At 69.5% G+C, this 22,283-nt stretch carries 21 protein-coding genes; 18 read left to right on the top strand and 3 right to left on the bottom strand.

Features of this window, described 5'->3' with window-relative positions; all coding sequences use genetic code 11:
* Positions 1-11: 11 nt before the first annotated feature.
* Positions 12-821 (bottom strand): SDR family oxidoreductase, encoded by an 810-nt coding sequence (locus NUG21_RS14545; protein ID WP_263391239.1) that lies wholly within the window; start codon positions 819-821, stop codon positions 12-14.
* A gap of 348 nt (positions 822-1,169) precedes the next feature.
* On the opposite strand from NUG21_RS14545, the gene NUG21_RS14540 reads away from it, so the two are divergent.
* The 4 genes from NUG21_RS14540 (at position 1,170) to NUG21_RS14525 (ending at position 4,671) form a co-directional block, all read left to right on the top strand.
* Complete coding sequence (locus tag NUG21_RS14540) at positions 1,170-1,781, top strand: DUF4142 domain-containing protein (protein ID WP_160948357.1); 612 nt, start codon at positions 1,170-1,172, stop codon at positions 1,779-1,781.
* A 73-nt stretch (positions 1,782-1,854) separates the two neighbouring features.
* Positions 1,855-2,388 carry an SRPBCC family protein gene (locus tag NUG21_RS14535; protein ID WP_160948328.1) on the top strand — a complete coding sequence of 178 codons (534 nt, stop codon included), beginning with the start codon at positions 1,855-1,857 and terminating at the stop codon, positions 2,386-2,388.
* Positions 2,389-2,397: 9 nt separating this feature from the next.
* The gene (locus NUG21_RS14530; RefSeq protein ID WP_160948329.1) at positions 2,398-3,591 is read left to right on the top strand and encodes a zinc-dependent alcohol dehydrogenase; all 1,194 of its coding nucleotides are present in this window, start codon (positions 2,398-2,400) and stop codon (positions 3,589-3,591) included.
* A 66-nt stretch (positions 3,592-3,657) separates the two neighbouring features.
* Positions 3,658-4,671: a cation diffusion facilitator family transporter gene (locus NUG21_RS14525; protein WP_160948330.1), complete on the top strand. Its 1,014-nt coding sequence runs from the start codon at positions 3,658-3,660 to the stop codon at positions 4,669-4,671.
* 277 nt (positions 4,672-4,948) lie between these two features.
* Here the strand turns inward: NUG21_RS14525 and NUG21_RS14520 are convergent, their stop codons facing one another.
* On the bottom strand, positions 4,949-7,012 hold the full coding sequence (locus NUG21_RS14520) for a 3-hydroxyacyl-CoA dehydrogenase NAD-binding domain-containing protein (RefSeq protein WP_263391238.1): 2,064 nt from the start codon (positions 7,010-7,012) through the stop codon (positions 4,949-4,951).
* A 239-nt stretch (positions 7,013-7,251) separates the two neighbouring features.
* Here NUG21_RS14520 and rpoE point away from each other — a divergent pair, with 239 nt between their 5' ends.
* The 9 genes from rpoE to recO all read left to right on the top strand — a co-directional run bounded on the left by rpoE (position 7,252) and on the right by recO (position 16,401).
* Positions 7,252-7,872: an RNA polymerase sigma factor RpoE gene (gene rpoE, locus NUG21_RS14515; protein WP_160948332.1), complete on the top strand. Its 621-nt coding sequence runs from the start codon at positions 7,252-7,254 to the stop codon at positions 7,870-7,872.
* A complete protein-coding gene (locus tag NUG21_RS14510) occupies positions 7,869-8,828 on the top strand; it encodes a sigma-E factor negative regulatory protein (protein WP_263391237.1) in 960 nt (319 codons plus the stop codon). The genes rpoE and NUG21_RS14510 overlap by 4 nt, the downstream gene beginning before the upstream one ends.
* Positions 8,829-8,927: 99 nt before the next feature.
* A complete protein-coding gene (locus tag NUG21_RS14505) occupies positions 8,928-10,460 on the top strand; it encodes a DegQ family serine endoprotease (protein ID WP_263391236.1) in 1,533 nt (510 codons plus the stop codon).
* A 173-nt stretch (positions 10,461-10,633) separates the two neighbouring features.
* The gene (gene lepA / locus NUG21_RS14500) at positions 10,634-12,424 is read left to right on the top strand and encodes a translation elongation factor 4 (protein ID WP_019796414.1); all 1,791 of its coding nucleotides are present in this window, start codon (positions 10,634-10,636) and stop codon (positions 12,422-12,424) included.
* Between the two features lie 112 nt (positions 12,425-12,536).
* Positions 12,537-13,337 carry a signal peptidase I gene (lepB, locus tag NUG21_RS14495; protein ID WP_160948335.1) on the top strand — a complete coding sequence of 267 codons (801 nt, stop codon included), beginning with the start codon at positions 12,537-12,539 and terminating at the stop codon, positions 13,335-13,337.
* 20 nt (positions 13,338-13,357) lie between these two features.
* A complete protein-coding gene (locus tag NUG21_RS14490) occupies positions 13,358-13,735 on the top strand; it encodes a DUF4845 domain-containing protein (protein WP_160948336.1) in 378 nt (125 codons plus the stop codon).
* Positions 13,725-14,405, top strand: coding sequence for a ribonuclease III (gene rnc / locus NUG21_RS14485; RefSeq protein ID WP_160948337.1), 681 nt, complete (start codon positions 13,725-13,727; stop codon positions 14,403-14,405). The genes NUG21_RS14490 and rnc overlap by 11 nt, the downstream gene beginning before the upstream one ends.
* Positions 14,402-15,307 carry a GTPase Era gene (gene era, locus NUG21_RS14480; protein WP_010340598.1) on the top strand — a complete coding sequence of 302 codons (906 nt, stop codon included), beginning with the start codon at positions 14,402-14,404 and terminating at the stop codon, positions 15,305-15,307. The genes rnc and era overlap by 4 nt, the downstream gene beginning before the upstream one ends.
* Before the next feature lie 227 nt (positions 15,308-15,534).
* On the top strand, positions 15,535-16,401 hold the full coding sequence (recO, locus tag NUG21_RS14475; protein ID WP_263393093.1) for a DNA repair protein RecO: 867 nt from the start codon (positions 15,535-15,537) through the stop codon (positions 16,399-16,401).
* A gap of 374 nt (positions 16,402-16,775) precedes the next feature.
* On the opposite strand, the gene NUG21_RS14470 is transcribed toward recO, so the two are convergent.
* Positions 16,776-17,486: an Hpt domain-containing response regulator gene (locus NUG21_RS14470; RefSeq protein WP_160948340.1), complete on the bottom strand. Its 711-nt coding sequence runs from the start codon at positions 17,484-17,486 to the stop codon at positions 16,776-16,778.
* Between the two features lie 150 nt (positions 17,487-17,636).
* Between NUG21_RS14470 and rlmD the strand changes: the two genes are divergently transcribed.
* The 5 genes from rlmD (at position 17,637) to NUG21_RS14445 (ending at position 22,273) form a co-directional block, all read left to right on the top strand.
* On the top strand, positions 17,637-18,983 hold the full coding sequence (rlmD, locus tag NUG21_RS14465) for a 23S rRNA (uracil(1939)-C(5))-methyltransferase RlmD (protein WP_242082161.1): 1,347 nt from the start codon (positions 17,637-17,639) through the stop codon (positions 18,981-18,983).
* Positions 18,984-19,052: 69 nt separating this feature from the next.
* Complete coding sequence (locus NUG21_RS14460) at positions 19,053-19,559, top strand: CYTH domain-containing protein (protein ID WP_019797319.1); 507 nt, start codon at positions 19,053-19,055, stop codon at positions 19,557-19,559.
* 135 nt (positions 19,560-19,694) lie between these two features.
* Positions 19,695-20,369 carry a DsbA family oxidoreductase gene (locus NUG21_RS14455; RefSeq protein ID WP_263391235.1) on the top strand — a complete coding sequence of 225 codons (675 nt, stop codon included), beginning with the start codon at positions 19,695-19,697 and terminating at the stop codon, positions 20,367-20,369.
* Positions 20,370-20,711: 342 nt separating this feature from the next.
* Complete coding sequence (nagZ, locus tag NUG21_RS14450; RefSeq protein WP_263391234.1) at positions 20,712-21,719, top strand: beta-N-acetylhexosaminidase; 1,008 nt, start codon at positions 20,712-20,714, stop codon at positions 21,717-21,719.
* Positions 21,719-22,273, top strand: a complete 555-nt coding sequence (locus tag NUG21_RS14445) for a hypoxanthine-guanine phosphoribosyltransferase (RefSeq protein WP_160948345.1) — start codon at positions 21,719-21,721, stop codon at positions 22,271-22,273. Before nagZ ends, NUG21_RS14445 begins: the two co-directional genes overlap by 1 nt.
* Positions 22,274-22,283 lie beyond the last annotated feature (10 nt).

Here is a 22,283-nt window from a genome sequence, read left to right as displayed (position 1 = left end):
CTGCGCCGCGGTCAGTCGCCGTGGATGCGGCCGCTCTCGCCGGCACGGTACAGCGTGCCCTGCCGATCGCGCGCCGGTTGCGCCTGCCGCTGCTGTTCGCTGCGCAGCGCCGAGAGCCGGTCGGCCAGGCGCGGCAGCAGATGGGTCATCGCCACGTTGGCGCTGGCCAGGAAGCCCACTTTCACATCGCGGCCGCCGTGTTCGGCCGCGTGCAGGATCGCCTCGGCCACCCGCAGCGGCGCGATCATCGGCTTGGGCAGCGTCGGTTCCTCGCGCAGGTAGTTGCGCGCATGCTGAGGATACGGCGTGTTCACCGCGGTCGGCTGAATCAGCACCACCGACACCGGCGCATCGTCCAGGTGCTCCAGTTCGATCCGCAAGGTGTCGGTGAAGCCCTTGACCGCATGCTTGGAAGCGGCATACATGCCCTGCAGCGGAATCACCGCCTCGGAGGCCTCGCTGCCCAGGTTGACCAGGCTGCCGCGCGAGGCCAGCAGATGCGGCAGCGCCGCCATCGAGCCATGCACCACGCCCCAGAAGTTCACGTCGAACAGGCGCCTGCTGTCGCCCTCGTCGACGTCGGCGAGCTTGCCGTAGATGGCCACGCCGGCATTGTTCACCCAGGTGTCGATGCGGCCGAAGTGCCGGATCGCCGTCGCTGCGGCCTCGTCGAGCTGCGTGCGCTCGGCCACGTCGGCGACCACCGCGATCGCCTCGCCACCGGCGTCGCGGATGGTCTGCACGGTCGCATCGAGCACACCCTGGCTGCGCGCCACCAGCACCAGCGGGCGCCACGCTCGGCGGCCAGCAGCGCGGTACACAGGCCGATGCCGCTGGAGGCGCCGGTGATCACGATCACCTGTTGCGCCAGCGGGAGATGTCGTTGTGCCATGTGCTGTGCTCCGCAAACGGGTTCGCTCCAGCATGGGCCGCGGCACGTCGCGCGGCGTGACGCGCGGATCGCGGTGGCGTCAATGGCCACAGCCATCACAGGCGCCCGGTGCGCAGCATCGCGAGGCCGCGCCGATTTGTTTGCGCTCGCAGCATTTCGCATCGCCTGCACTCGCGTTCAACCATGCGCTCACGACGCGCCGCGGAGCATGCGCAGCACCTCTCATGCAAAGGACACTGTCATGCGTAGCTACCGTTCCGGTCTTTCTCTGGCGCTGATGTCGGTTCTCGGCGTCGGCCTTGCTCATGCGCAGACCGACACCTCCGGCCAGGCCGGCAGTCGCGATCCCGGCGCGATGCAACAGCAAACGCCGTCGACGTCTGCGGCGCAGACGTCGTCCGGCATGCAGGGCGCACAAGGCGCGCGCGCGTCTGCGCTCAACGAAAAGCAGGCGCTCGGCGTGCTGTCGGCGATCAATACCAGCGAGATCAACGCCGGTAACCTGGCCTTGCAGAAGCAGGTCAAGGGCCCGGTGCGCGATTACGCCACGCAGATGGTCAAGGAGCACTCGGACAACAACGCCAAGATCGCGCCGTGGGGCCCAGATGCCAAGGCCGCACCGGCGCAGCAGCAGATGCAGAAGGCCAAGGCGGAAGCCGGCAAGCTGCAGGCACTGGATGGCGACCGCTTCGCGCAGGCCTACGTGATGGCGATGGTCAAGGACCACCAGGCGGCGCTGCAGATGCTCGACAGCACCCTGATCCCCGCCGCCAAGACTCCAGAGGTCGCCGCGCACCTGCGCACCACGCGCGCGCACGTGGCCGAGCACCTGGCCAAGGCGCAGCAGTTGCAGAGTGCCGGCACGCCGCCGGCCGCGTCCACCCGCTGAACTGCGCTGCGGGTCGCGGCCGCCACGCCGTGACCCGCATCGCGATCGTTCCGGTCCTGCCAGGAGCCTTCCCATGCGCGAATCCCCGGTCACCGACGCGGCCGTTACCCTGGACGGCACGCGCCTGGTCCGTACCCTCAGCATTCTGGGCGAACCGCATCAGATCCTCGATGCCTGGTGCGACGTCGGCGTGCAGCAACAGGTGCTGTCGGGCCTGGCCGAACTGCAGTCCGGCGACGGTTACGCCTCGCATTGGCGCTTGCGCCTGCCGTTGGAACGCCACCTCGAACTGGAGTACCGGCGCGGCGAGGCCTGTCTTGGCGAATCGGTCAGCTATGTGGGCAGCGGCGAGCACGGCCTGCATCTGCAGACCACGCTGAGCGTGCGTGCCGCACCGGACGGCTTCGGCTGCGAAACCACCCTGGCGGTGGAGTACCGCGTCGAAGGCGGCATCGTCGCGCAGGCCGTGGCCAAGCTGGTCGGTGCGGCCCCAGATGCGCTGGTCGGCAAGGTCTTGCATCGGTTCAAGGCCTGGATCGAGTGCGGCGAAGTGCCGACGTTGCGCGACAACCCGTCCGCGCGCGGCCGCGACCACCACGAACACTAGGAGTCCGCCATGCGCGCACTGTGCTGGAACGGCGTCAACGATCTGCGGGTGGAAACGGTTCCCGACCCACGCATCGTCAATCCACGCGATGTCATCCTGAAGGTCGGCCTCAGCACCACCTGCGGCTCGGACCTGCATTTCATCGACGGTTACCTGCCGACGATGCGCGAAGGCGACATCATCGGCCACGAATTCATGGGCGAAGTGGTCGAGGTCGGACCGCAGGTGCGCAACCTGCGCGTCGGCCAGCGCGTGGTGGTGCCCTCGTTCATTTCCTGCGGCGAATGCTGGCACTGCGGGCGCCAGGAATTCTCGCTGTGCGACAACACCAACCCCAACTGGGAGATGCAGGAGCCGTTGCTCGGCTATCCGACCGCCGGCATCTACGGCTACACCCACGCCTTCGGCGGCTACGCCGGCTCGCATGCGGACTTCATCCGCGTGCCGCATGCCGACGTCGGCTGTTTCGCCATCCCGGAGGAGGTGGACGACGAGGACGCGCTGTTCCTGTCCGACGCCGGCCCCACCGGCTTCATGGGCGCCGATTTCTGCAACATCCAGCCCGGCGCGACCGTGGCGGTGTGGGGGTGCGGTGGGGTTGGGCTGATGGCGCAGCAGAGCGCGCGGCTGCTGGGTGCCGAGCGGGTCATCGCCATCGATCGCCTGCCCGAGCGGCTGGCGCTGGCGCGCGACGTGCTCGGCAACGAGGTGATCGATTACAGCGCGGTCGACAGCGTGGTCGAGATGCTGCGCGAAATGACCGGCGGACGCGGCCCCGATGCCTGCATCGATGCGGTCGGCATGGAGGCGCACGGCACCGGCCTCGGCTACGCCTACGACCGGGTCAAGCAGGCGCTGCACCTGCACACCGATCGCGGTCAGGCCTTGCGCGAGGCGATCCTGGCCTGCCGCAAGGGCGGCACGCTGTCGATCCTGGGCGTGTACGGGCTGATGGACAAGTTCCCGCTCGGTGCGGTGATGAACAAGGGAATGACCGTACGCACCGCCCAGCAGCACGGCCAGCACTACGTGCCGCGCCTGCTGGAGCTGGCGCGCAGCGGCGCGTTCAAGACGCGCTTCCTGGCCACGCACCGGATGCCGCTGGAGGAGGCGGCGCGCGGCTACGACCTGTTCAAGCACAAGCACGACGGCTGCGTGCGCGCGGTGTTCGTGCCGGGGCAGGCGGCCGCAGCGGCGGTGTAATAGTCTCCGCACAGGCGGCGGCCTAAGGTAGCGGCCATCTTCCCCGCATCGCCGCCCGGTCGCCCAATGGGACACGATCACAGCCACGCCCCCACCGAGATCCGTCACGAGCAGCCCCTGTGGTGGGCGCTCGGCCTCACCGCGCTGTTCCTGGTGGTGGAAGTGGCCGGCGCCTTCGTCACCAACAGCCTGGCGCTGTTGTCCGACGCCGCGCACATGGCCACCGACACGCTGGCGCTGATGATCGCCCTGATCGCGGTGCGGCTGAGCCGGCGCCCGCCCGATGCCAAGCGCAGCTACGGCTATGCGCGGCTGGAGGCGCTGGGTGCGCTGGTCAACGGCGCGCTGCTGTTCGTGGTGGCCGGCTACATCCTGTGGGAGGCGGTGCAGCGGTTCCGCCAGCCGCAGGAGATCGCCACCGTCGGCATGCTCGGCATCGCCGCGTTCGGCCTGCTGATCAACCTGATCTCGATGCGCCTGCTCAAGGCCGGCAGCGGCGAGAGCCTCAACATGAAGGGCGCCTATCTGGAAGTGTGGAGCGACATGCTCGGTTCGGTCGCGGTGATCGTCGGCGCGCTGGCGATCCGTGTCACCGGCTGGAAGCTGATCGATCCGATCCTGGCGGTGCTGATCGGCCTGTGGGTGCTGCCGCGGACCTGGGTATTGCTGCGCGAGGCGATCAACGTGCTGCTGGAAGGCGTGCCCAAGGGCGTGGACCTGGATGCGGTGCGCGGCTACCTGCAGGCGGCGCCTGGCGTGGCCAGCGTGCATGACCTGCACGTATGGGCACTGGCCTCCAGCACCCCGGCGCTGACCGCGCACGTGGTGGTGGCCGAGGGTGCCGACGCCGACGCATTGCGTGCCGCGCTCTGCGATGGCCTGCATGCGCGTTTCGACATCGACCACATCACCCTGCAGATGGAAGCCGGCCATTGCGGCGCCACACCGTGTGGCGCGCCGGCCGCGGCGGGCGAGGGCGGTGGTCACGATCATCATGGGCAGGGTCATTACGCGCACGATCATGCCCATGGCCATCGTGCGCACGGGCATGGCCATGCGCATGGGCATTCGCATCCGTAAACGACGCGGTTGCCGGATGGCACGCATGCCGGCGCCGCGGTCGTTTGCCGTTCCGGAGTGGCAGCCGTCGAGCACCGGGAATGCCGGTCGCGGGTGAAGCCGCTCCTACGAGCGACTTGGCGCCGACGGCCGCAGCCATGGCCGGATCATGCGCATGCGCGCGACCCGTCGCCGCAACGCGTCTTTTGTCGGAGCGGCTTCAGCCGCGATGGGTGTACCCGGTAATGCCCATCGCGGCTGAAGCCGCTCCTACGCAAAACACGATCAGGGCGCGAGCTTAAACCACCGGTTCGCGCAGCGCCGGCGACTCCCAGCCCGGGCGCGGCGCGAAGCGCTCGCCATAGCGCGCCTGCAGGGCGCGCAGGCGTGCCAGCAGCACGTCGGCGCCGGCGGCGCGGATGTGCTGGATCGGGCCGCCGCGGAACGGGGCGAAGCCGGTGCCGAAGATCACGCCGGCATCGAGCAGGTCGGCATCGGCGACCACGCCTTCGTGCAGGCAGGCGACCGCTTCGTTGAGCAGGGGCAGGATCAGGCGGTCTTCCAGGTCGTCCGGTGCGCGGTAGTCCTTGGCCAGCTCCGGCTTCTTGGCGCGGCCGTTCTCCCAGGTGTACAGGCCCTGGCCATCCTTCTTGCCGCGCTTGCCCGGCTCCACGGTCTGCAGCGCCGCCGGGATCGGCAGGCCCAGGAACGGCGCCAGCTCGGCGCCGACGCCGGCGGCCACGTCCAGGCCCACCGTGTCGATCAGCTCGATCGGCCCCATCGGCATGCCGAACTTGACTGCGGCCTTGTCGATCGCCGGGCCGGGAATGCCCTCGGCATAAGCGGTGGCCGCTTCCAGCATGTACGGGAACAGCACGCGGTTGACCAGGAAGCCGGGGGTGCCGGCGACCGGCACTGGCAGCTTGTCGATCGCCTTGCAGAAGGCGGCCAGCCGCTTCTGATTCTCCGGCGCCAGGCCATCGTGGCAGACGATCTCCACCAGCGGCATCTGCGCCACCGGGTTGAAGTAGTGCAGGCCGCCGAACTGCGCCGGGCGCTGGATGTGCTCGCGCAGCTCGGTCAGCGGGATCGAGGAGGTGTTGGTGCTGAGCAGCGCATTCGGCTGCATGCGCGGTTCAAGCGCCTGGTACAACTCGCGCTTGGCCTGCGGATTCTCGATGATCGCTTCGATCACCAGGTCGGCCTTCGGCACGCCGTCGCCGGCCAGGTCGCCCTTCAGCCGCGCCGCCACCGCCGGACGCTTACTGTCGTCCTTGACCCGCTTGGCAAACAGTTCGCCAGCGCGGCTCAGCGCACCGTCGATGAAGCGCTGCTCGCGGTCCTGCAGGGTCACCTCGAAGCCCTTGTAGGCCGACCAGGCGGCGATGTCGCCGCCCATCACACCGGCGCCGACCACATGCACGTGGCGGATGCCGTGCGCCTTGCCGCCCAGCGCCTTGAGCCGTTCGGTGAGGAAGAAGATGCGGATCAGGTTGCGCGCGGTAGGCGTGCTGGCCAGCTTGACCACCGCCTTGCGCTCGGCGTCCAGGCGCGCCTGGATACCGCTGCCGCCGCTGCGTTCCCACACGCCGATCAGCGCGTATGGCGCCGGGTAGTGTTCCTTGCGCGCCTTGCGCGCCACCTGCTTGCGCATCTGCGGCGCCAGCAGCTTGCGCGCCGGCCAGGTGTTGGTGGCCCAGGCGGTGGCGCGCTGCTTGAAGGGACGGGCGGTGCCGGACAGCGCCAGCGCCACCGCGGTATCGGTGAGCACGGCCGGTGCGGCGACCTTGTCGACCAGGCCCATCGCGCGTGCCGCCGAGGCCGACACGGTGCGCCCGGTGAGCATCAGGTCCATCGCCGCCGGCGCGCCGATCAGCCGCGGCAGGCGCGCGCTGCCGCCCCAGCCGGGGAAGATGCCGAGCTTGGTCTCGGGCAGGCCGATGCGGGTGGCGGCGTCGCTGGAGGCGATGCGGTAGCGGCAGGCCAGGGCGATCTCGGTGCCGCCGCCCATGCAGAAGCCGTGGATCGCCGCCACCGTGGGGCAGGGGAGCTCGGCCAGTTTCTGGAAGGTGGCCTGGCCGCGGCGGATGGCGTCGTTGACGGTGCCGCGGCGGTCGAATTCCTGGAACTCCTTGAGGTCGGCGCCGGCGATGAAACCGTTGTCCTTGGCCGAGCGGATCACCACGCCCTTGGGCGGATCGATGGCGATGCGCTCGAGCAGGTCGCCCAGCTCCAGCAGCACGTCCTGCGACAGCGCGTTGACGGGCGCGTCCTGGCGGTCGAGGCTGAGCACGACGACGCCGTCGCCGCGGATGTCCGCTTGCCAGTGACTGAATCGGAGCCCGTCGAAGCCTGAAAGCATGGGGAGGACCATCCGCTTGTGTATGGAGAAGATCGTTATCATCCAGAGGTTGTTTCCGTCGCGTCAAATCCCAATGCAGGGGAATTGAGGCGCGTCCCGCGACCGCTGGCCTTGCGCCAGCCTAACGGAACGCCGGTTAACGTCGTGGGGCGGCGATCCGCTGAGGGGCGCTGAACTTTTTTCCGAATTGGCGGTCAGAGGGTCCGACGTAGGTTGGGCTGACAGGAGTGCGGCCCGCTATGGCCGATGTCGAAACACCCCAGGAGCTGGACCTGGAACTGGTCCGGCGTGTGCAGCGCGGCGAGAGCGCGGCGTTCGATGTGCTGGTGCGCAAGTACCAGCATCGGATCGTCGGCCTGATCGGGCGCTACATCGCCGACTGGAGCGAATGTCAGGACGTGGCCCAGGACACCTTCATCCGCGCCTACCGCGCGATGGGGAGCTTCCGCGGCGACGCCCAGTTCTCCACATGGTTGCACCGGATCGCCGTGAACACCGCCAAGAACTACCTGGTCGCGCACAACCGCAGGCCGCCCACCGACGATGTCGACGTGCTCGATGCCGAGCAGTTCGACAGCGGCACCCGGCTGCGCGACACCGACACGCCCGAGCGCGAGTTGATGCGCCAGGAACTGGAGCGCACGGTGATGAAGGCGGTCGATGCCTTGCCGGAAGAATTGCGCACCGCGATCACCCTGCGCGAGGTGGAGGGCATGAGCTACGAGGACATCGCGCAGAAGATGGGCTGCCCGATCGGCACCGTGCGTTCGCGCATCTTCCGCGCCCGCGAGGCCATCGACGCCGAACTCCGTCCCCTGCTGGATACCGACAGCGCCACCCGTGAGCGACACCGCGTATGACCGATAGCACGCCCTTTCCCAAGCCAGTGCCGGCGCCCGACAGCGCAGCGCCGGACAAGTTCGAGCTGCACTACCGGCAGCAACTGTCCGCGCTGATCGACGGCGAACTGCCGGCCGACGAAGCGCGCTTCGTGCTGCGCCGGCTGCAGCACGACGAGGAACTGTCCGGCTGCCACGAGCGCTGGCAGCTGTGCGGCGACATCCTGCGCGGGCGCGTCAGCGTACCGGCGCCCAGCGATTTCAGCGCCCGCGTGCGCCAGGCGGTGGCCGCCGAAGCGCAGCAGGCCGCGCGCGCCCAAGTGGCCAGCGCGGCCGGCAAGCGCCGCACCTGGCGCTGGGGCGGCAGTGCGGCCCTGGCCGCCTCGGTCGCCCTGCTGGCGCTGTTCGTGACCCAGCGCCTGCCGCAGACCCCCGAGGCGCTGACGCCGGCGCAGGTGGCCGCTGCCACCGCGCCGACGCCGGCGCCTGCTGCGACCGCGCCGCAGGTCCCGACGCCTGCACCGGCGCCTGCCGATCCGCAAGGCGATCTCGCCGCGGCGGTCGCGGCGGCGCCGGCGATGGCGATCGCGGCCAACCGCCGCCAGGAAGCGGCGGCGCGACGCGAGGCCGCGCGCAGCGAGCAGGCCGCGCGGCCCCGCAGCGCCCCGGCCGAGCGCGCCTATGCCGCGGCGGCGCCCACCAGGCCGCAAGCCAAGACGCCTGCGCAGACGCCGTTCGTGGCGCCGGTCGTGCCTCCGACGATGGTCGCGCAGCGCGCCAGCGATCCGTTCGGGCATCCGGCCGCGCCGCTGCAGGCCCGGCCGTGGCCGCGCTCGACCCTGCCGGCCGCCGACGCCGGCAGCGCCTTCACCGCCAGCTTCCCGCGCAGCGGCGCGGACCCGGCGGCGTTCTATCCGTTCGAACCCCGCCTGCCTGCCGACGCCGTGGCCAACCCGCCGCCGCAGCAGCAGCCCTGACCCCGCGCGCCGGCAGGCGTCCGTGCTGCGTCCCGGCGCGTGGTCCCCGTTGCTTCGTCCCCTCGTTGTTCCCCTTCCCGAACCGGAGGCTCGCGTCCGATGACTCACCGTATCCGCCACCATCTGTTGGGCCTGCTAGCGCTGACCGTGCCGCTGGCCGCCTGTGCGCAGCAGCCCAGCCCCAGCGCCGCCAGCGCCACGCCGCCGGCCGCGCAGTCCGCGCCGGCACCGCAACTGGTCGGCAACCTTCCCGATTTCACCCGGTTGGTCGAGCAGGTCGGGCCGGGCGTGGTCAATGTCGAAACCACCATCAGCCGCCGCGCCGCGGCCGCGCGCTCCGGCGGCGGCATGCCCGACGACGACCAGATCCCGGAGTTCTTCCGCCGTTTCTTCGGTCCGGACGGCATGCCGGGGATGCCCGGGCAGCCGCGCGGCGGCGCGCCGGATGACGACGGCCCCGCGGGCCGCTCGATGGGCTCGGGCTTCATCATCTCGCCCGATGGCTACGTGCTGACCAACCACCACGTGGTCGACGGCGCCAGCGAGGTCAAGGTCAAGCTCACCGATCGCCGCGAGTTCACCGCCAAGGTGGTCGGCAGCGACCAGCAGTACGACGTGGCGCTGCTGAAGATCGACGGCAAGAACCTGCCGACGGTGCGCATCGGCGACTCCAACCTGCTCAAGCCCGGCCAGTGGGTGGTGGCGATCGGCTCGCCGTTCGGCCTGGACCACTCGGTCACCGCCGGCATCGTCAGCGCCACCGGTCGCAGCAACCCTTACGCCGACCAGCGCTACGTGCCGTTCATCCAGACCGACGTGGCGATCAACCAGGGCAATTCCGGCGGCCCGCTGCTCAACACCCGCGGTGAAGTGGTCGGCATCAACTCGCAGATCTTCTCCGCCTCCGGCGGCTACATGGGGATCAGCTTCGCGATCCCGATCGACCTGGCGATGAGCGCGGTCGAGCAGATCAAGAAGACCGGCAAGGTCACCCGCGCCCAGCTCGGGGTGATGGTCGGCGCCATCGATTCGCTGAAGGCGCAGGGCCTGGGTCTGCCGGATACGCGCGGCGCGCTGGTCAACCAATTGGTCCAGGGCAGCCCGGCGGCCAAGGCCGGGCTGGAAGTGGGCGATGTGATCCGTACGGTCAACGGCACCGAGATCGGCGCCTCCAGCGACCTGCCGCCGATGATCGGTGCGATGCAGCCGGGCGCTAAGGTGCGCCTGGGCATCCTGCGCGACGGCAAGCCGCGCGAGCTGACCGTGCAGTTGACCGCGCTGGCCGACGACGCCCAGCCCAACGCCGGCCCGGTGGTGGGCGACAACGCCGCCCCGGCCACCGGGGCCAATGCGCTGCTCGGCATCGAAGTGGCGGATCTGGACGCCGCCACCCGCCAGCAACTGGGCGTGGAGCCGGGCAAGGGCGTGCGCATCACCGCGGTGACCGGCCGCGCCGCGCGCGACGCGCAGCTGGTGCCGGGCATGGTGATCCTGCAGGTCGGGCGCACCCCGGTCGGTAGCGTGGCGGCCCTGAACCAGCAGCTGAGCGCCTACAAGAAGGGCGACGTGGTGATGCTGCTGATCCGCGTCCGCGACACCACCAGCTTCGTCGCGGTACGCGCCGGCGGCTGATCCCGCGCGCCCGGCCGTGGCCGGGCGCCACCCCCGGCGCCGATCCAGCCGGGTCGGCGCCCGGGGCCGGGGGCGAATCCGGCGGCCGTCACCAGCGGCCGCCGGCCATGCGATAATGGCCCGTTATCCTGACGACGGTCCTGGCCGCCGCCCACCTCATGTCCTCTGATTCGATGCGGAACATCCGCAACTTCTCCATCATCGCCCACGTCGACCACGGCAAATCGACCCTGGCCGATCGCATCATCCAACTCTGCGGCGGCCTGCAGGCGCGCGAGATGGAAGCGCAGGTGCTCGACTCCAACCCGATCGAGCGCGAACGCGGCATCACCATCAAGGCCCAGTCCGTGTCGCTGCCGTACACCGCGCAGGACGGGCAGGTCTACCACCTGAACTTCATCGACACCCCCGGCCACGTCGACTTCTCCTACGAGGTCAGCCGCTCGCTGGCCGCCTGCGAAGGCGCGCTGCTGGTGGTGGATGCGGCGCAGGGCGTGGAAGCGCAGTCGGTGGCCAACTGCTACACCGCGGTGGAGCAGGGCCTGGAAGTGGTGCCGGTGCTGAACAAGATCGACCTGCCCACCGCCGACATCGACCGCGCCAAGGCCGAGATCGAGGCGGTGATCGGCATCGACGCCACCGACGCGGTGGCGGTCAGCGCCAAGACCGGGCTGAACGTGCGCGACGTGCTGGAGGCGATCGTGCAGCGCATCCCGCCGCCGGTGCCGCGCGACACCGACAAGCTGCAGGCGCTGATCATCGATTCCTGGTTCGACAACTACCTGGGCGTGGTCTCGCTGGTGCGGGTGATGCAGGGCGAGATCAAGGCCGGCGACAAGCTGCTGGTGATGTCCACCGGCCGCACCCACCAGGTCGACAACGTCGGCGTGTTCACGCCCAAGCGCAAGGTGCTGCCGGCGCTGCGCGCGGGCGAGGTGGGCTGGGTCACCGCCAGCATCAAGGACGTGCACGGCGCACCGGTCGGCGACACCCTGACCCTGGCCGGCGACCCGGCCAGCAAGCCGCTGCCCGGCTTCCAGGAAATGCAGCCGCGCGTGTTCGCCGGCCTGTTCCCGGTCGACGCCGAGGACTACACCAACCTGCGCGAGGCGCTGGACAAGCTGCGCCTGAACGACGCGGCGCTGCGCTTCGAGCCCGAAAGCTCCGAGGCGATGGGTTTCGGCTTCCGCTGCGGCTTCCTCGGCATGCTGCACATGGAGATCGTGCAGGAGCGCCTGGAGCGCGAGTACAACCTGGACCTGATCAGCACCGCGCCGACCGTGGTCTACGAGGTGCTGAAGACCGACGGCAGCATCATCAGCATGGACAACCCGGCCAAGCTGCCGCCGGTGAACATGGTCGAGGAGATCCGCGAGCCGATCATCCGCGCCAACATCCTCACCCCCGAGGAATACATCGGCAACATCATCAAGCTGTGCGAGGAAAAGCGCGGCAGCCAGATCGGCATCAACTACCTGGGCAGCCAGGTGCAGATCAGCTACGAACTGCCGATGGCCGAGGTGGTGCTGGACTTCTTCGACAAGCTCAAGTCGGTCAGCCGCGGCTACGCCTCGCTGGACTACCACTTCGTGCGCTTCGACACCGGCCCGTTCGTGCGCGTGGACGTGCTGATCAACGGCGACAAGGTCGATGCGCTGTCGCTGATCGCGCACCGCAGCCACGCCGATCGCCGCGGCCGCGAGCTGTGCGAGAAGATGAAGGACCTGATCCCGCGGCAGATGTTCGACGTGGCGATCCAGGCCGCGATCGGCTCGCAGATCATCGCCCGCACCACGGTCAAGGCGATGCGCAAGAACGTGCTGGCCAAGTGCTATGGTGGCGACGTCTCGCGCAAGAAGAAGCTGTTGGAAAAGCAGAAAGAAGGCAAGAAGCGCATGAAGCAGGTCGGCCGCGTGGAAATCCCGCAGGAAGCCTTCCTGGCTGTGCTGCAGATGGACAAGTAGCCGGGATTGGGGATTCGGGATTGGAGATTGGCCAAGGCGGGTGCGCCTGCCGCCGTCCCGTTCTTGCGAATCCCATATCCCCAATCCCAAATCCCGTTCCGAAGGAACCCGAATGAAATGGTTTGAAATCGCGCTGGTGGTCCTGACCTTCGCCACCGGCATCATCACCCTGCTGGACAAGCTGTTCTTCGCCAAGCGCCGCGCCGCGCGGGCCGGGTTGCTGGACGCCGAGCCGGTGCTGGTGGACTACTCGCGGGCGTTCTTCCCGGTGCTGGCGGTGGTGCTGATCCTGCGCAGCTTCATCGCCGAGCCGTACAAGATCCCGTCCAGCTCGATGATGCCGAACCTGCTGGTCGGCGATTTCATCCTGGTCAACAAGTTCTCCTACGGCTTCCGCCTGCCGATCACCAACCAGAAGATCATTCCGGTCGGCGAGCCCAAGCGTGGCGACGTGGTGGTGTTCAAGCCGCCGCACAAGCCGGACGAGAACTGGATCAAGCGCGTGATCGGCCTGCCGGGCGACCGCATCGGCTTCCACGGCGACACCCTGTACATCAACGGCACGCCGATGAAGTACAAGGTGATGGGCGAGTACGTCGGCAAGGGCAAGGGCGCGGAGATGACCGGCGCGACCCTGCTCACCGAGTACCTGCCGGGCCGCACCCACACCGAACTGGAATGGATCGACCGCAACAATCCGGCCGGCCAGGGCGACTGGGTGGTGCCGCCGGGCAAGTACTTCGTGATGGGTGATAATCGCGACAACAGCGAGGACAGCCGGTTCTGGACCCAGACCCACTTCCTGCCCGAGGAGAACCTGCGCGGCAAGGCGTTCCTGATCTGGCTCAATTGCGAAGGGTGGTTCTGCAGCGGCAGTTTCGATCCGTCGCGGATCGGAACGTCCATTCAGTGACTTGCGTGAGGGGAAGCGCGATGAAGCACAAGCAAAGTGGCATGACCTTGACCTCGTTCGTGATCGTGCTGGCGGTGGTCGGATTCTTCGTCTACATCGGCATGAAGCTGTTCCCGATGTACATGGAGTTCTATGCCGTGCGTTCGGCGATGAAGGGCCTGGCGACGGAAGCCGGCAGCGCCGAGATGGACCCGTCGCAGGCCAAGGCCTCGCTGTTCCGGCGCCTGGACATCAACAACTCGGACAACGTGAAGCCCAGCGACGTCACCTTCGAGCGCACCGATACCGGGGTGAAGATGCACGTGGCCTACGAAGTGCGCCGCCCGCTGATCGCCAATCTGGACGTGGTCGGCAAGTTCGACGCCACCCAGGACCTGACGACGCGTGGTGGCCAGTAAGACCATCCTGCGCGGTGACCGCATCGGTCACCGCTTCGCCGAGCCGCAGTTGCTGGCGCAGGCGCTGACCCATCGCAGCGCCGGCGCGCCGCACAACGAACGCCTGGAGTTCCTTGGCGACGGCATCGTCAACCTGCTGATCGCCGAGGCGCTGTACCAGCGCTGGCCCAAGGCCGACGAAGGCGCGCTGACCCGCGCGCGCGCCGAGCTGGTGCGCGAGGCTTCGCTGGCCGCGATCGGCCGGCAACTGGAGCTGGGCGAACGCCTGACCCTGGGGCCGGGCGAGATGAAATCCGGCGGCCATCGCCGCGACTCGATCCTGGCCGATGCGGTGGAGGCCGTGGTCGCGGCGATCTACCTGGATGCTGGCTTCGAGACCTGCCGCGCCACGATCCTGCCCTGGTTCGAGGCGGCGCTGGCGGCGCTGCCGGTCGGCAAGGTGGAGAAGGACGCCAAGACCCGCCTGCAGGAATGGCTGCAGGCCCGGCAGCGCAGCCTGCCGGCCTACGAACTGATCAGCGAGACCGGCGACGACCACGCCAAACTATTCCGGGTACGCTGCGTACTCGCCGAGCCCGCCCTGGTGACCGAGGGCGAGGGCACCTCGCGGCGCCTGGCCGAGCAGCAGGCCGCCGCCGCCGCCATCGAGCAACTGGATTCGAGCAAGTGAACGAGCAAGCCACCCCCCCTTACCGCAGCGGCAGCGTGGCCGTGATCGGCCGCCCCAACGTGGGCAAGTCCACCCTGACCAACGCCCTGGTGGGCGCCAAGGTCAGCATCGTCTCCAACCGGCCGCAGACCACCCGGCACCGGCTGCTGGGCATCGCCAGCTTCCCGGCCGGCCAGCTGCTGCTGGTCGATACCCCGGGCCTGCACCGCGAGCAGAAGCGCGCCATGAACCGGGTGATGAACCGCGCCGCGCGCGGCTCGCTGGAAGGCGTGGACGCCGGCCTGCTGGTGATCGAGGCCGGGCGTTGGGACGAAGAGGACACGCTGGCGTTCAACGTGCTCAGCGACGCCGGCATCCCGGTGGTGCTGGTGGTCAACAAGGTCGACCGGCTCAAGGACAAGACCGCGCTGCTGCCGTTCCTGCAGCAGGTCAGCGAGGGCCGCAGCTTCGCCGCGGTGCACCCGATCTCCGCGCTCAAGCGCAAGGGCCTGGAGGCGCTGGTGCGCGACCTGCTGGCCTTGGTGCCGGAAGCGCCGCCGATGTTCGGTGAGGACGAGATCACCGACCGCAGCCAGCGCTTCCTGGCCGGCGAACTGGTGCGCGAGCAGTTGATGCGCCAGCTCGGCGAGGAACTGCCGTACGCGACCACCGTGGAGATCGAACGCTTTGCCGAGGACGGCGCGCTGCTGCGCATCGGCGCGGTGATCTGGGTCGAGCGCGAAGGCCAGAAGGCCATCGTGATCGGCAAGGGCGGCACACGCCTGAAGGACATCGGCGCCAAGGCCCGCCAGCAGATGGAGCGCCTGTTCGGCGCCAAGGTGTTCCTGGAGACCTGGGTGCGCGTGCGCGAAGGCTGGTCCGACGACGAGGCGGCGCTGAAGGCGTTCGGGTACGGGGAATAAGGCTGGGAAGCCGGGATTCGGGATTCGGGATGTTGTAGGAGCGGCTTCAGCCGTGACAGGCTGTCCCGGTAACGCCCGTCGCGGCTGAAGCCGCTCCTACAAGGCGTGGCCATTTCATTGCTTGCCTCGTTCAATTCGCTACAGCACCGCTTCCTGCTTCCTGCTTCCCACGCACGCGCTCCGTCCCCTGACCGCCGCTCCTGCGAATCCCCACTCCCGAATCCCCAATCCCCGCCTTGATCGAGCACGAACCCGGTTTCGTCCTGCATGCGCGGCCCTGGCGCGAGACCAGCCTGCTGGTGGAGGTGCTGAGCGTGCACCACGGCCGGCTCGGCGTGCTGGCGCGCGGCGTGCAGGGGCCGAAAAAGCAGGCCTTGCGCGCGGCGCTGCAGCCGCTGCAGTCGATCCGCTTCAGCGCACAGCGCCGCGGCGAACTGGCGCAACTGCGCGCGGCCGAGGCCGTGGACACGGCACCGCGGCTCAGCGGCGAGGCGATGCTGGCCGGCTTCTACATCAACGAACTGACCCTGCGCCTGGCGCCGCGCGACGACCCGGCGCCGGATCTGTACCTGGCCTACGCGCGGGTGCGGGCGCGGCTGGCGGCCGAGGCGCCGCTGGCCTGGTCGCTGCGCTGCTTCGAGCGCGACCTGCTGGAGGCGCTGGGCGTGGGCTTCGACCTGCGCCACGACGGCGACGGCGAGCCGATCGACCCGGCCGCGCGCTATGTGCTCGACGCCGAGCACGGACCGCGCCGGCTGTTGAGCGACCGCGGCCACGACCAGCGCAGCGGGATGGCGACCGGGCGCGCCCTGCTGGCCCTGGCCGACGACGCCGAACCGGTCGCCGAGGATCTGCCCGGCCTGCGCCGCGGCATGCGCGTGGTGCTGCTGCACCACCTCGGCGGGCGCGGACTGAAGTCCTGGGAAATGGTCGAGGACCTGGCGCGGCAGCGCAGCGCCGCCACCACCGCGGCGGCGGAGTCGGCAGTGCTTGCGGCGATGCCGGAGGCGGACGCCGATCTGGACCCGACGTCCGACGCGCTGGCGGAGTCCACGGTGGAAGGGGCAAAGGCGTCGCCGTCCGCGGGGGCGTGATCGCACCGGATCGACGGCGCGAGAGCCCGGTCATACGGGTCCCAGGCGACCGAGGTTCCCCGCACGTCCACCGCTTGCCTGTTTTTCTGTAGGAGCGGCTTCAGCCGCGATGGGCGTTCCCGGTAAAGCCTGTCGCGGCTGAAGCCGCTCCTACGGGACATGTCGTGACGCTATTGGAGATGCCCTCAAATCACGACACCGCCACTGCCATCACGCACCATCGCTGTCGTAAGCGAGGATGACAGCAGGTGGGCGAGGGTGGCCGCGGCCTGCATCGCCCTGGCAACGTCCGGAAGCACACGGATCGCAACCGAAGCCGCGTCTCCCCAGCCCAGACGGACGCCGATCGGCATCCCCATCCCGAATCCCGGCTTTCAGTGCAACAACGCCGCCACCGCCTCGCTGAATTGGTGGCGGGCCTGCGAGGAGGCCGGGTCGCCGTGCAACTGGCGCACGGCGCGCGCCAGGCGGGCGGCGCCGACGAAGCCGCAGCTGGCCTGCAATCGGTGCAGGTGGCTGCGTACGGCCTGGTCGTCGCTGAGTTGCAGGGCCGAAGCGACCGCGTCGCGGGTGCCGGGCAGTTCGGCCAGGAACAATTCGCGCAGGGCGATCAGGTGCGCGCGCTCGCCATTGAGTGCAGCCAATGCGGTGGTTTCGTCCCAGTCCAGGGTCGGCTCGGCGGTACCAGGTGCGCCGCCGAGGCGGCCGCGCGCCAGTAGCCGGCGTACCGACTGCAGCAGTCGCTCGGTGCTGAGGGGCTTGAGCAGGACGTCGGCGAACCCGGCGTCGAGCAACTGGGCACGGACCGCGGCGCTGGCGTCGGCGGTATGCGCCAGCCCCAGGGTGCCGGGACGTTGCCGCTGCAACTGGCGCAGCAGGTCGCTGCCGCTGCCGTCGGGCAGGTTGGCGTCGATCAGCCACAGGTCGTGCGCCTGCGTCTGCGCGCGGGCGAGGGCGCTGGCGACGGAGTCGGCCAGGTCCACGTGTGCTGGTAACGCCTGCAGGGTCGCGTCGAAGAAGGCGCGGCTGATCGGGTCGTCTTCGACGAGCAGCAGTCGCGTTACCGGGTCCTGGGTCGATGCCATGCTGAGCCTCCATGCGGCGTGGTCGCATCCCGCGCGGCGGCGCGCGTGCGTCGCGCCACTTTGCCTCGCCGGCGCGGCAATCGCAAGCCGGTCCCGGCCCGGTCCATCTGCGACAATGGCCGCCCTTTTCCGCCCGCAGCCTGTTGCCACGTGGCCCGATCCAGAAACCGTCTCGACCGCACGCCCTTCCAGACCGACATCGCCGACCTCAGCCACGATGGCCGCGGCGTTGCCCGCCGCGAGGGCGACAAGGTCGCCTTCGTCGCCGGCGCGCTGCCCGGCGAGACCGTCCTGGCCGAACCCACCGCGCGCAACCGCCACTTCGACGAGGCGCGCACCGTGCAGGTGCTGCAGGCCTCGCCGCAGCGGGTGACGCCGCGCTGCCCGCATTTCGGGGTCTGCGCCGGCTGCGTGCTGCAGCACCTGGCCGAGGACCAGCAGATCGTCGCCAAGCAGCGGGTGCTGACCGAGAACCTGGAGCGCATCGGCCACGTGACCCCGCAGGCGGTGCTGCCGGCGCTGACCGGCGCGCCCTGGGGCTACCGGCGCAAGGGCCGTTTCTCGGTGCGGCGGGTGGAGAAGAAGGACAAGACCCTGGTCGGCTTCCGCGAGCAGGACCCGCGCTTCGTCGCCGACCTGTCGGTCTGCCATACGGTGATCCCGCAGATCGGCTTCAAGGTGACCGCGCTGGCGGAGCTGGTCGAAAGCCTGGACGGCAAGCGCGACATCCCGCAGATCGAGTTCATCGCCGGCGACGCCGCGGTGGCGTTGACCTTCCGCCACATGCAGCCGCTGAGCGCGCGCGACCAGGACGCGTTGATCGCCTTCGCCCAGGAACACGATTTCGCCATCTTCCTGCAGCCCGGCGGCGTGGACAGCGTGCACCCGCTGTATCCGCAGGAGGTGCCGCTGTCGTTCCGGTTGCCGCAGTGGGACGTGGAACTGGCGTTCCGGCCGCTGGACTTCATCCAGGTCAATGCCGCGCTCAACGAGAAGATGATCGCGCACGCGCTGGCGCTGCTCGACGCGCAGCCTGGCGACCGGGTGCTGGACCTGTTCTGCGGCCTGGGCAACTTCACCCTGCCGCTGGCGCGCACCGTGCGCGAGGTGGTCGGCGTGGAAGGCGACGCCGGGTTGGTGGCGCGTGCGCGGGAAAACGCGCAGCGCAACGGCCTGGACAACGCCCAGTTCTTCGCCGCCGACCTGACCCAGGACCAGCGCCAGGCGCCGTGGATGCGGCAGGGCTTCGACAAGCTGTTGCTGGACCCGCCGCGCTCCGGTGCGCTGGAAGTGCTGCAGCAACTGCCGCTGAAGCAGTTCCAGCGCATCGTCTACGTCAGCTGCCATCCCGGCTCGCTGGCGCGCGACGCCGGCTACCTGGTCAACGACCAGGGTTTCGTGCTCAAGGCCGCCGGCGCGATGGACATGTTCCCGCATACCGCGCATGTGGAGAGCATTGCGGTGTTTGAAAAGCCGGGAATGGGGAATCGGGATTAGGGATTCGTCACGGCGGCTGCGCGCGCGTTTTAAGCTTTTCCCATTCTCCTTTCCCCATTCCCGATTCCCATGCCCTTAGAAATCGAACGCAAATTCCTGGTGACCGGCGACGGTTGGCGTGCGGCGGCGCATGCGGTGATGCCGATGGCGCAGGGCTATCTCAACGACCAGGCGGCGCTGGCCAGCGGTGCGCAGAAGGCGTCGGTGCGGGTGCGGGTGCAGGGCGAGGCCGCGTTTCTCAACCTGAAGTCGCGCGAGCTCGGGCATACCCGCCAGGAGTTCGAGTATCCGATTCCGCTGGACGATGCGCGCGCGCTGCTGGCGCTGTGCGTGGGTGGGCTGATCGACAAGCGCCGGCATCTTGTGCAGCACCAGGGCCACCTCTGGGAAGTGGACGAGTTCCTCGGCGACAACGCCGGGCTGGTGGTCGCCGAGATCGAGCTGGACAGCGCCGACGAAGCGTTCGCCAGGCCGGACTGGCTCGGCGCCGAAGTCACCGACGATCCGCGGTACTACAACGTGGCGCTGGCAAGCCGTCCATTCCGCGAATGGACGGGATTGGGGAGTGGAGATTAGGGATTGGCAAACGCGTAAAGCCAAGCGCCGCATGCGGCCCGCTTTTGCGAATCCCAACTCCCCAATCCCGAATCCCCGCTTCACGCGGCGATCGGGTTTATGCTTTTGCCAATCCCGAATCACCAATCCCCGCTCATGCGCATCGACATCTGGTCCGACGTGGTCTGCCCCTGGTGCTGGATCGGCAAGCGCCGGTTGCAGCAAGGTCTTGCGTCGCTCGGCGCGGACGCGCCGGCGCTGGAGATCCACTGGCATCCGTATTTGCTGGATCCGGACGCCGGCGCCGAGCCGGTACCGTTGCGCGAGGCCTATGCGGCCAAGTTCGGCGGTGCTGCGCGCACTGAGCAGATCCTGGCGCAGGCCCAGGCCACCGCACGCGCCGAAGGCCTGCCGTTCGACTTCGGCCGCGGCCAGGTGCGGGTGACCACGCTGCCGGCGCACCGGCTACTGTGGCTGGCGGCGCGCGAGGGCGACGTGGACGCGGTCGCCGAAGCGCTGTTCCATGCGCACTTCGCCGAGGGCCGCAACCTGTCCGATGCGCAGACGCTGTGCGAGGCCGGCGCCGCGGGCGGGCTGTCGGCGGCGCGGGTGCAGGCGCTGCTGGAAGGCGACGAGGGCCTGGACGAGGTGCAGGCCGAACTGCAGCAGGCGCAGGCGATGGGGATCCGCGCGGTGCCCACCTACGTTATCGATGGCCGCCAGGCGCTGCAGGGCGCGCAGCCGCCGGAGGTGTTCGCCGCCACGGTGCGCGGCCTGCTGGCCGACGCCCAGGCGGGCCGCGAGTGCGGTCCGGACGGCTGCGCGGTCTAGGAGGGCGCGCACGGCACGTCGAGCTTCGCGCCATGGGGCGCACGCGGGGCAGCGCCATATGAGGCGAAAGAAGGCAGCCCGCGATGGTGCACAGGCGTCCTGCCGGTCCTGACAGCGGCTCGCCTGGGCGTCTCCCCACTGCACCGGTCCATGACTGCTGGCAGGAGGACCGCCTGCGGTGTACCGGTCATGCGGCCCGGCCGGGATTGCCCGGCGCCTCGCTGCGCACGCAGTTCATTACCGCGGCATGTCAGCCTGGGGCGCAACCTGCCGCCGACGCCGGCATCTGCGACAATGCCGGCCCACAGGCGCCTGAACCGCGCCGGCAGGAGAATCCCCCGCATGCTCGCGATCGGCGTTGCCGGTACCGAACTCACCGCGCAGGAGCGCGACTGGCTGCAGCACGATGCGGTGGCCGGCGTGGTCCTGTTCAAACGCAATTTCGCCTCGCGCGCGCAGGTGACCGAGTTGAGCGCGGCGATTCGCGCCGCCGCGCCGCGGCCGCTGCTGATCTGCGTGGACCAGGAGGGCGGCCGCGTGCAGCGCTTCCGCGAGGGCTACAGCGCGCTGCCGCCGCTGCAGGGCTTCGGCGCGCTGTACGCGCGCGATCCGGCCTCGGCGCTGCAGATGGCCGAGCAGCACGCCTGGCTGATGGCCAGCGAGATCCGCGCCAGCGGCGTCGACCTGAGCTTTGCGCCGGTGCTGGACCTGGCCCGTGGCAACCGCGCCATCGGCGACCGCGCCTTCAGCGACGATCCGCAGGTGGTCGCCGCCTTCGCCGAAGCCTATGTGCGCGGCATGCACAGCGTCGGCATGGGCGCCACCCTCAAGCATTTCCCCGGCCACGGCACCGTGCTGGAGGACACCCACGTCGACAACGCCGAAGACCCGCGTCCGCTGGAGACCCTGCGCCAGGAAGACCTGGTGCCGTTCGCCGCCGGCATCGCCGCCGGCGCCGATGCGGTGATGATGGCGCACGTGGTCTATCCGCAGGTGGCGCCGGAGCCGGCCGGCTACTCGCCGCGCTGGATCCAGCAGATCCTGCGCCAGGACCTGGGCTTCCGCGGCGTGGTGTTCTCCGACGACATCGGCATGGCCGCCTCGTTCACCGCCGGCGGCGTCGCTGCGCGGGTCACCGCGCACCTGGACGCCGGCTGCGACGTGGTCCTGGTCTGCCACCCGGAACTGGTCGAAGATTCCTTGCAGGCGGTGCGCGACCGCCCGCTCAACACCGCCGCGCTGCTCGGCCTGATCGGCCGCGGCGGCCTCGGCTGGGACGGCCTGCTGGCCGACGCCCGCTACGGCCACACCCAATCCCATCTGCTCTCCACCTTCGGAAAAACCGCCTGATGTCCACTCTCACCATCGCCCAGGCCCTGGCCCAGGCCGACCTGCTTGTCGATCGCACGCGCATCGACCAGGCCATTGCCCACATGGCCGACGCCATCGCCGCCGATTACCGCGGCGAAACCCCGGTCTACCTGACCATCATGCATGGCGCGCTGCCGTTCGCCGGCCAGCTGGCGCTGGAGCTGGGCAGCCGTGGCCAGGACCTGCAACTGGACTACCTGCACGCCACCCGCTACCGCGGCGAGACCGTCGGCGGCGAACTGGTGTGGAAGCACCGCCCGGCCACCGCGCTGTACGGCCGCCGCGTGCTGCTGCTCGACGACATCCTCGACGAAGGCCTGACCCTGAAGGCGGTGCGCGAGTGGTGCCTGGAGCAGGGGGCCACCGACGTGCGCATCGCCGCGCTGACGGTCAAGCGCCACGACCGCTGCGTGCCCGGGGTGACCGCCGACTACATCGGTGTCGAGGTGCCCGACCGCTACGTGTTCGGTTTCGGCATGGACGTCAACGAAGCCCTGCGCAACCTGCCGGCGATCTACGCGATGAAGGAGTAAGCGGCAGGCG

The organism is Xanthomonas sp. CFBP 8445 (assembly GCF_025666235.1).
GTDB classification, from domain to species: domain Bacteria; phylum Pseudomonadota; class Gammaproteobacteria; order Xanthomonadales; family Xanthomonadaceae; genus Xanthomonas_A; species Xanthomonas_A indica.
The sequence above is the reverse complement of the archived record's forward strand: the minus strand, read 5'-3'. Positions and strand labels throughout refer to the sequence as shown.

What these genes read in the sequence shown, in the direction of transcription:
- rpoE (WP_160948332.1), top strand. Translation starts at nt 7,252, where the DNA reads ATGGCCGATGTCGAAACACCCCAGGAGCTGGACCTGGAACTGGTCCGG.
- NUG21_RS14520 (WP_263391238.1), bottom strand. Translation starts at nt 7,012, where the DNA reads ATGCTTTCAGGCTTCGACGGGCTCCGATTCAGTCACTGGCAAGCGGAC.
- NUG21_RS14505 (WP_263391236.1), top strand. Translation starts at nt 8,928, where the DNA reads ATGACTCACCGTATCCGCCACCATCTGTTGGGCCTGCTAGCGCTGACC.
- NUG21_RS14530 (WP_160948329.1), top strand. Translation starts at nt 2,398, where the DNA reads ATGCGCGCACTGTGCTGGAACGGCGTCAACGATCTGCGGGTGGAAACG.
- NUG21_RS14460 (WP_019797319.1), top strand. Translation starts at nt 19,053, where the DNA reads ATGCCCTTAGAAATCGAACGCAAATTCCTGGTGACCGGCGACGGTTGG.
- NUG21_RS14490 (WP_160948336.1), top strand. Translation starts at nt 13,358, where the DNA reads ATGAAGCACAAGCAAAGTGGCATGACCTTGACCTCGTTCGTGATCGTG.
- NUG21_RS14535 (WP_160948328.1), top strand. Translation starts at nt 1,855, where the DNA reads ATGCGCGAATCCCCGGTCACCGACGCGGCCGTTACCCTGGACGGCACG.
- lepA (WP_019796414.1), top strand. Translation starts at nt 10,634, where the DNA reads ATGCGGAACATCCGCAACTTCTCCATCATCGCCCACGTCGACCACGGC.
- NUG21_RS14470 (WP_160948340.1), bottom strand. Translation starts at nt 17,486, where the DNA reads ATGGCATCGACCCAGGACCCGGTAACGCGACTGCTGCTCGTCGAAGAC.
- lepB (WP_160948335.1), top strand. Translation starts at nt 12,537, where the DNA reads ATGAAATGGTTTGAAATCGCGCTGGTGGTCCTGACCTTCGCCACCGGC.
- nagZ (WP_263391234.1), top strand. Translation starts at nt 20,712, where the DNA reads ATGCTCGCGATCGGCGTTGCCGGTACCGAACTCACCGCGCAGGAGCGC.
- NUG21_RS14445 (WP_160948345.1), top strand. Translation starts at nt 21,719, where the DNA reads ATGTCCACTCTCACCATCGCCCAGGCCCTGGCCCAGGCCGACCTGCTT.
- NUG21_RS14455 (WP_263391235.1), top strand. Translation starts at nt 19,695, where the DNA reads ATGCGCATCGACATCTGGTCCGACGTGGTCTGCCCCTGGTGCTGGATC.
- NUG21_RS14510 (WP_263391237.1), top strand. Translation starts at nt 7,869, where the DNA reads ATGACCGATAGCACGCCCTTTCCCAAGCCAGTGCCGGCGCCCGACAGC.
- NUG21_RS14540 (WP_160948357.1), top strand. Translation starts at nt 1,170, where the DNA reads ATGTCGGTTCTCGGCGTCGGCCTTGCTCATGCGCAGACCGACACCTCC.
- NUG21_RS14525 (WP_160948330.1), top strand. Translation starts at nt 3,658, where the DNA reads ATGGGACACGATCACAGCCACGCCCCCACCGAGATCCGTCACGAGCAG.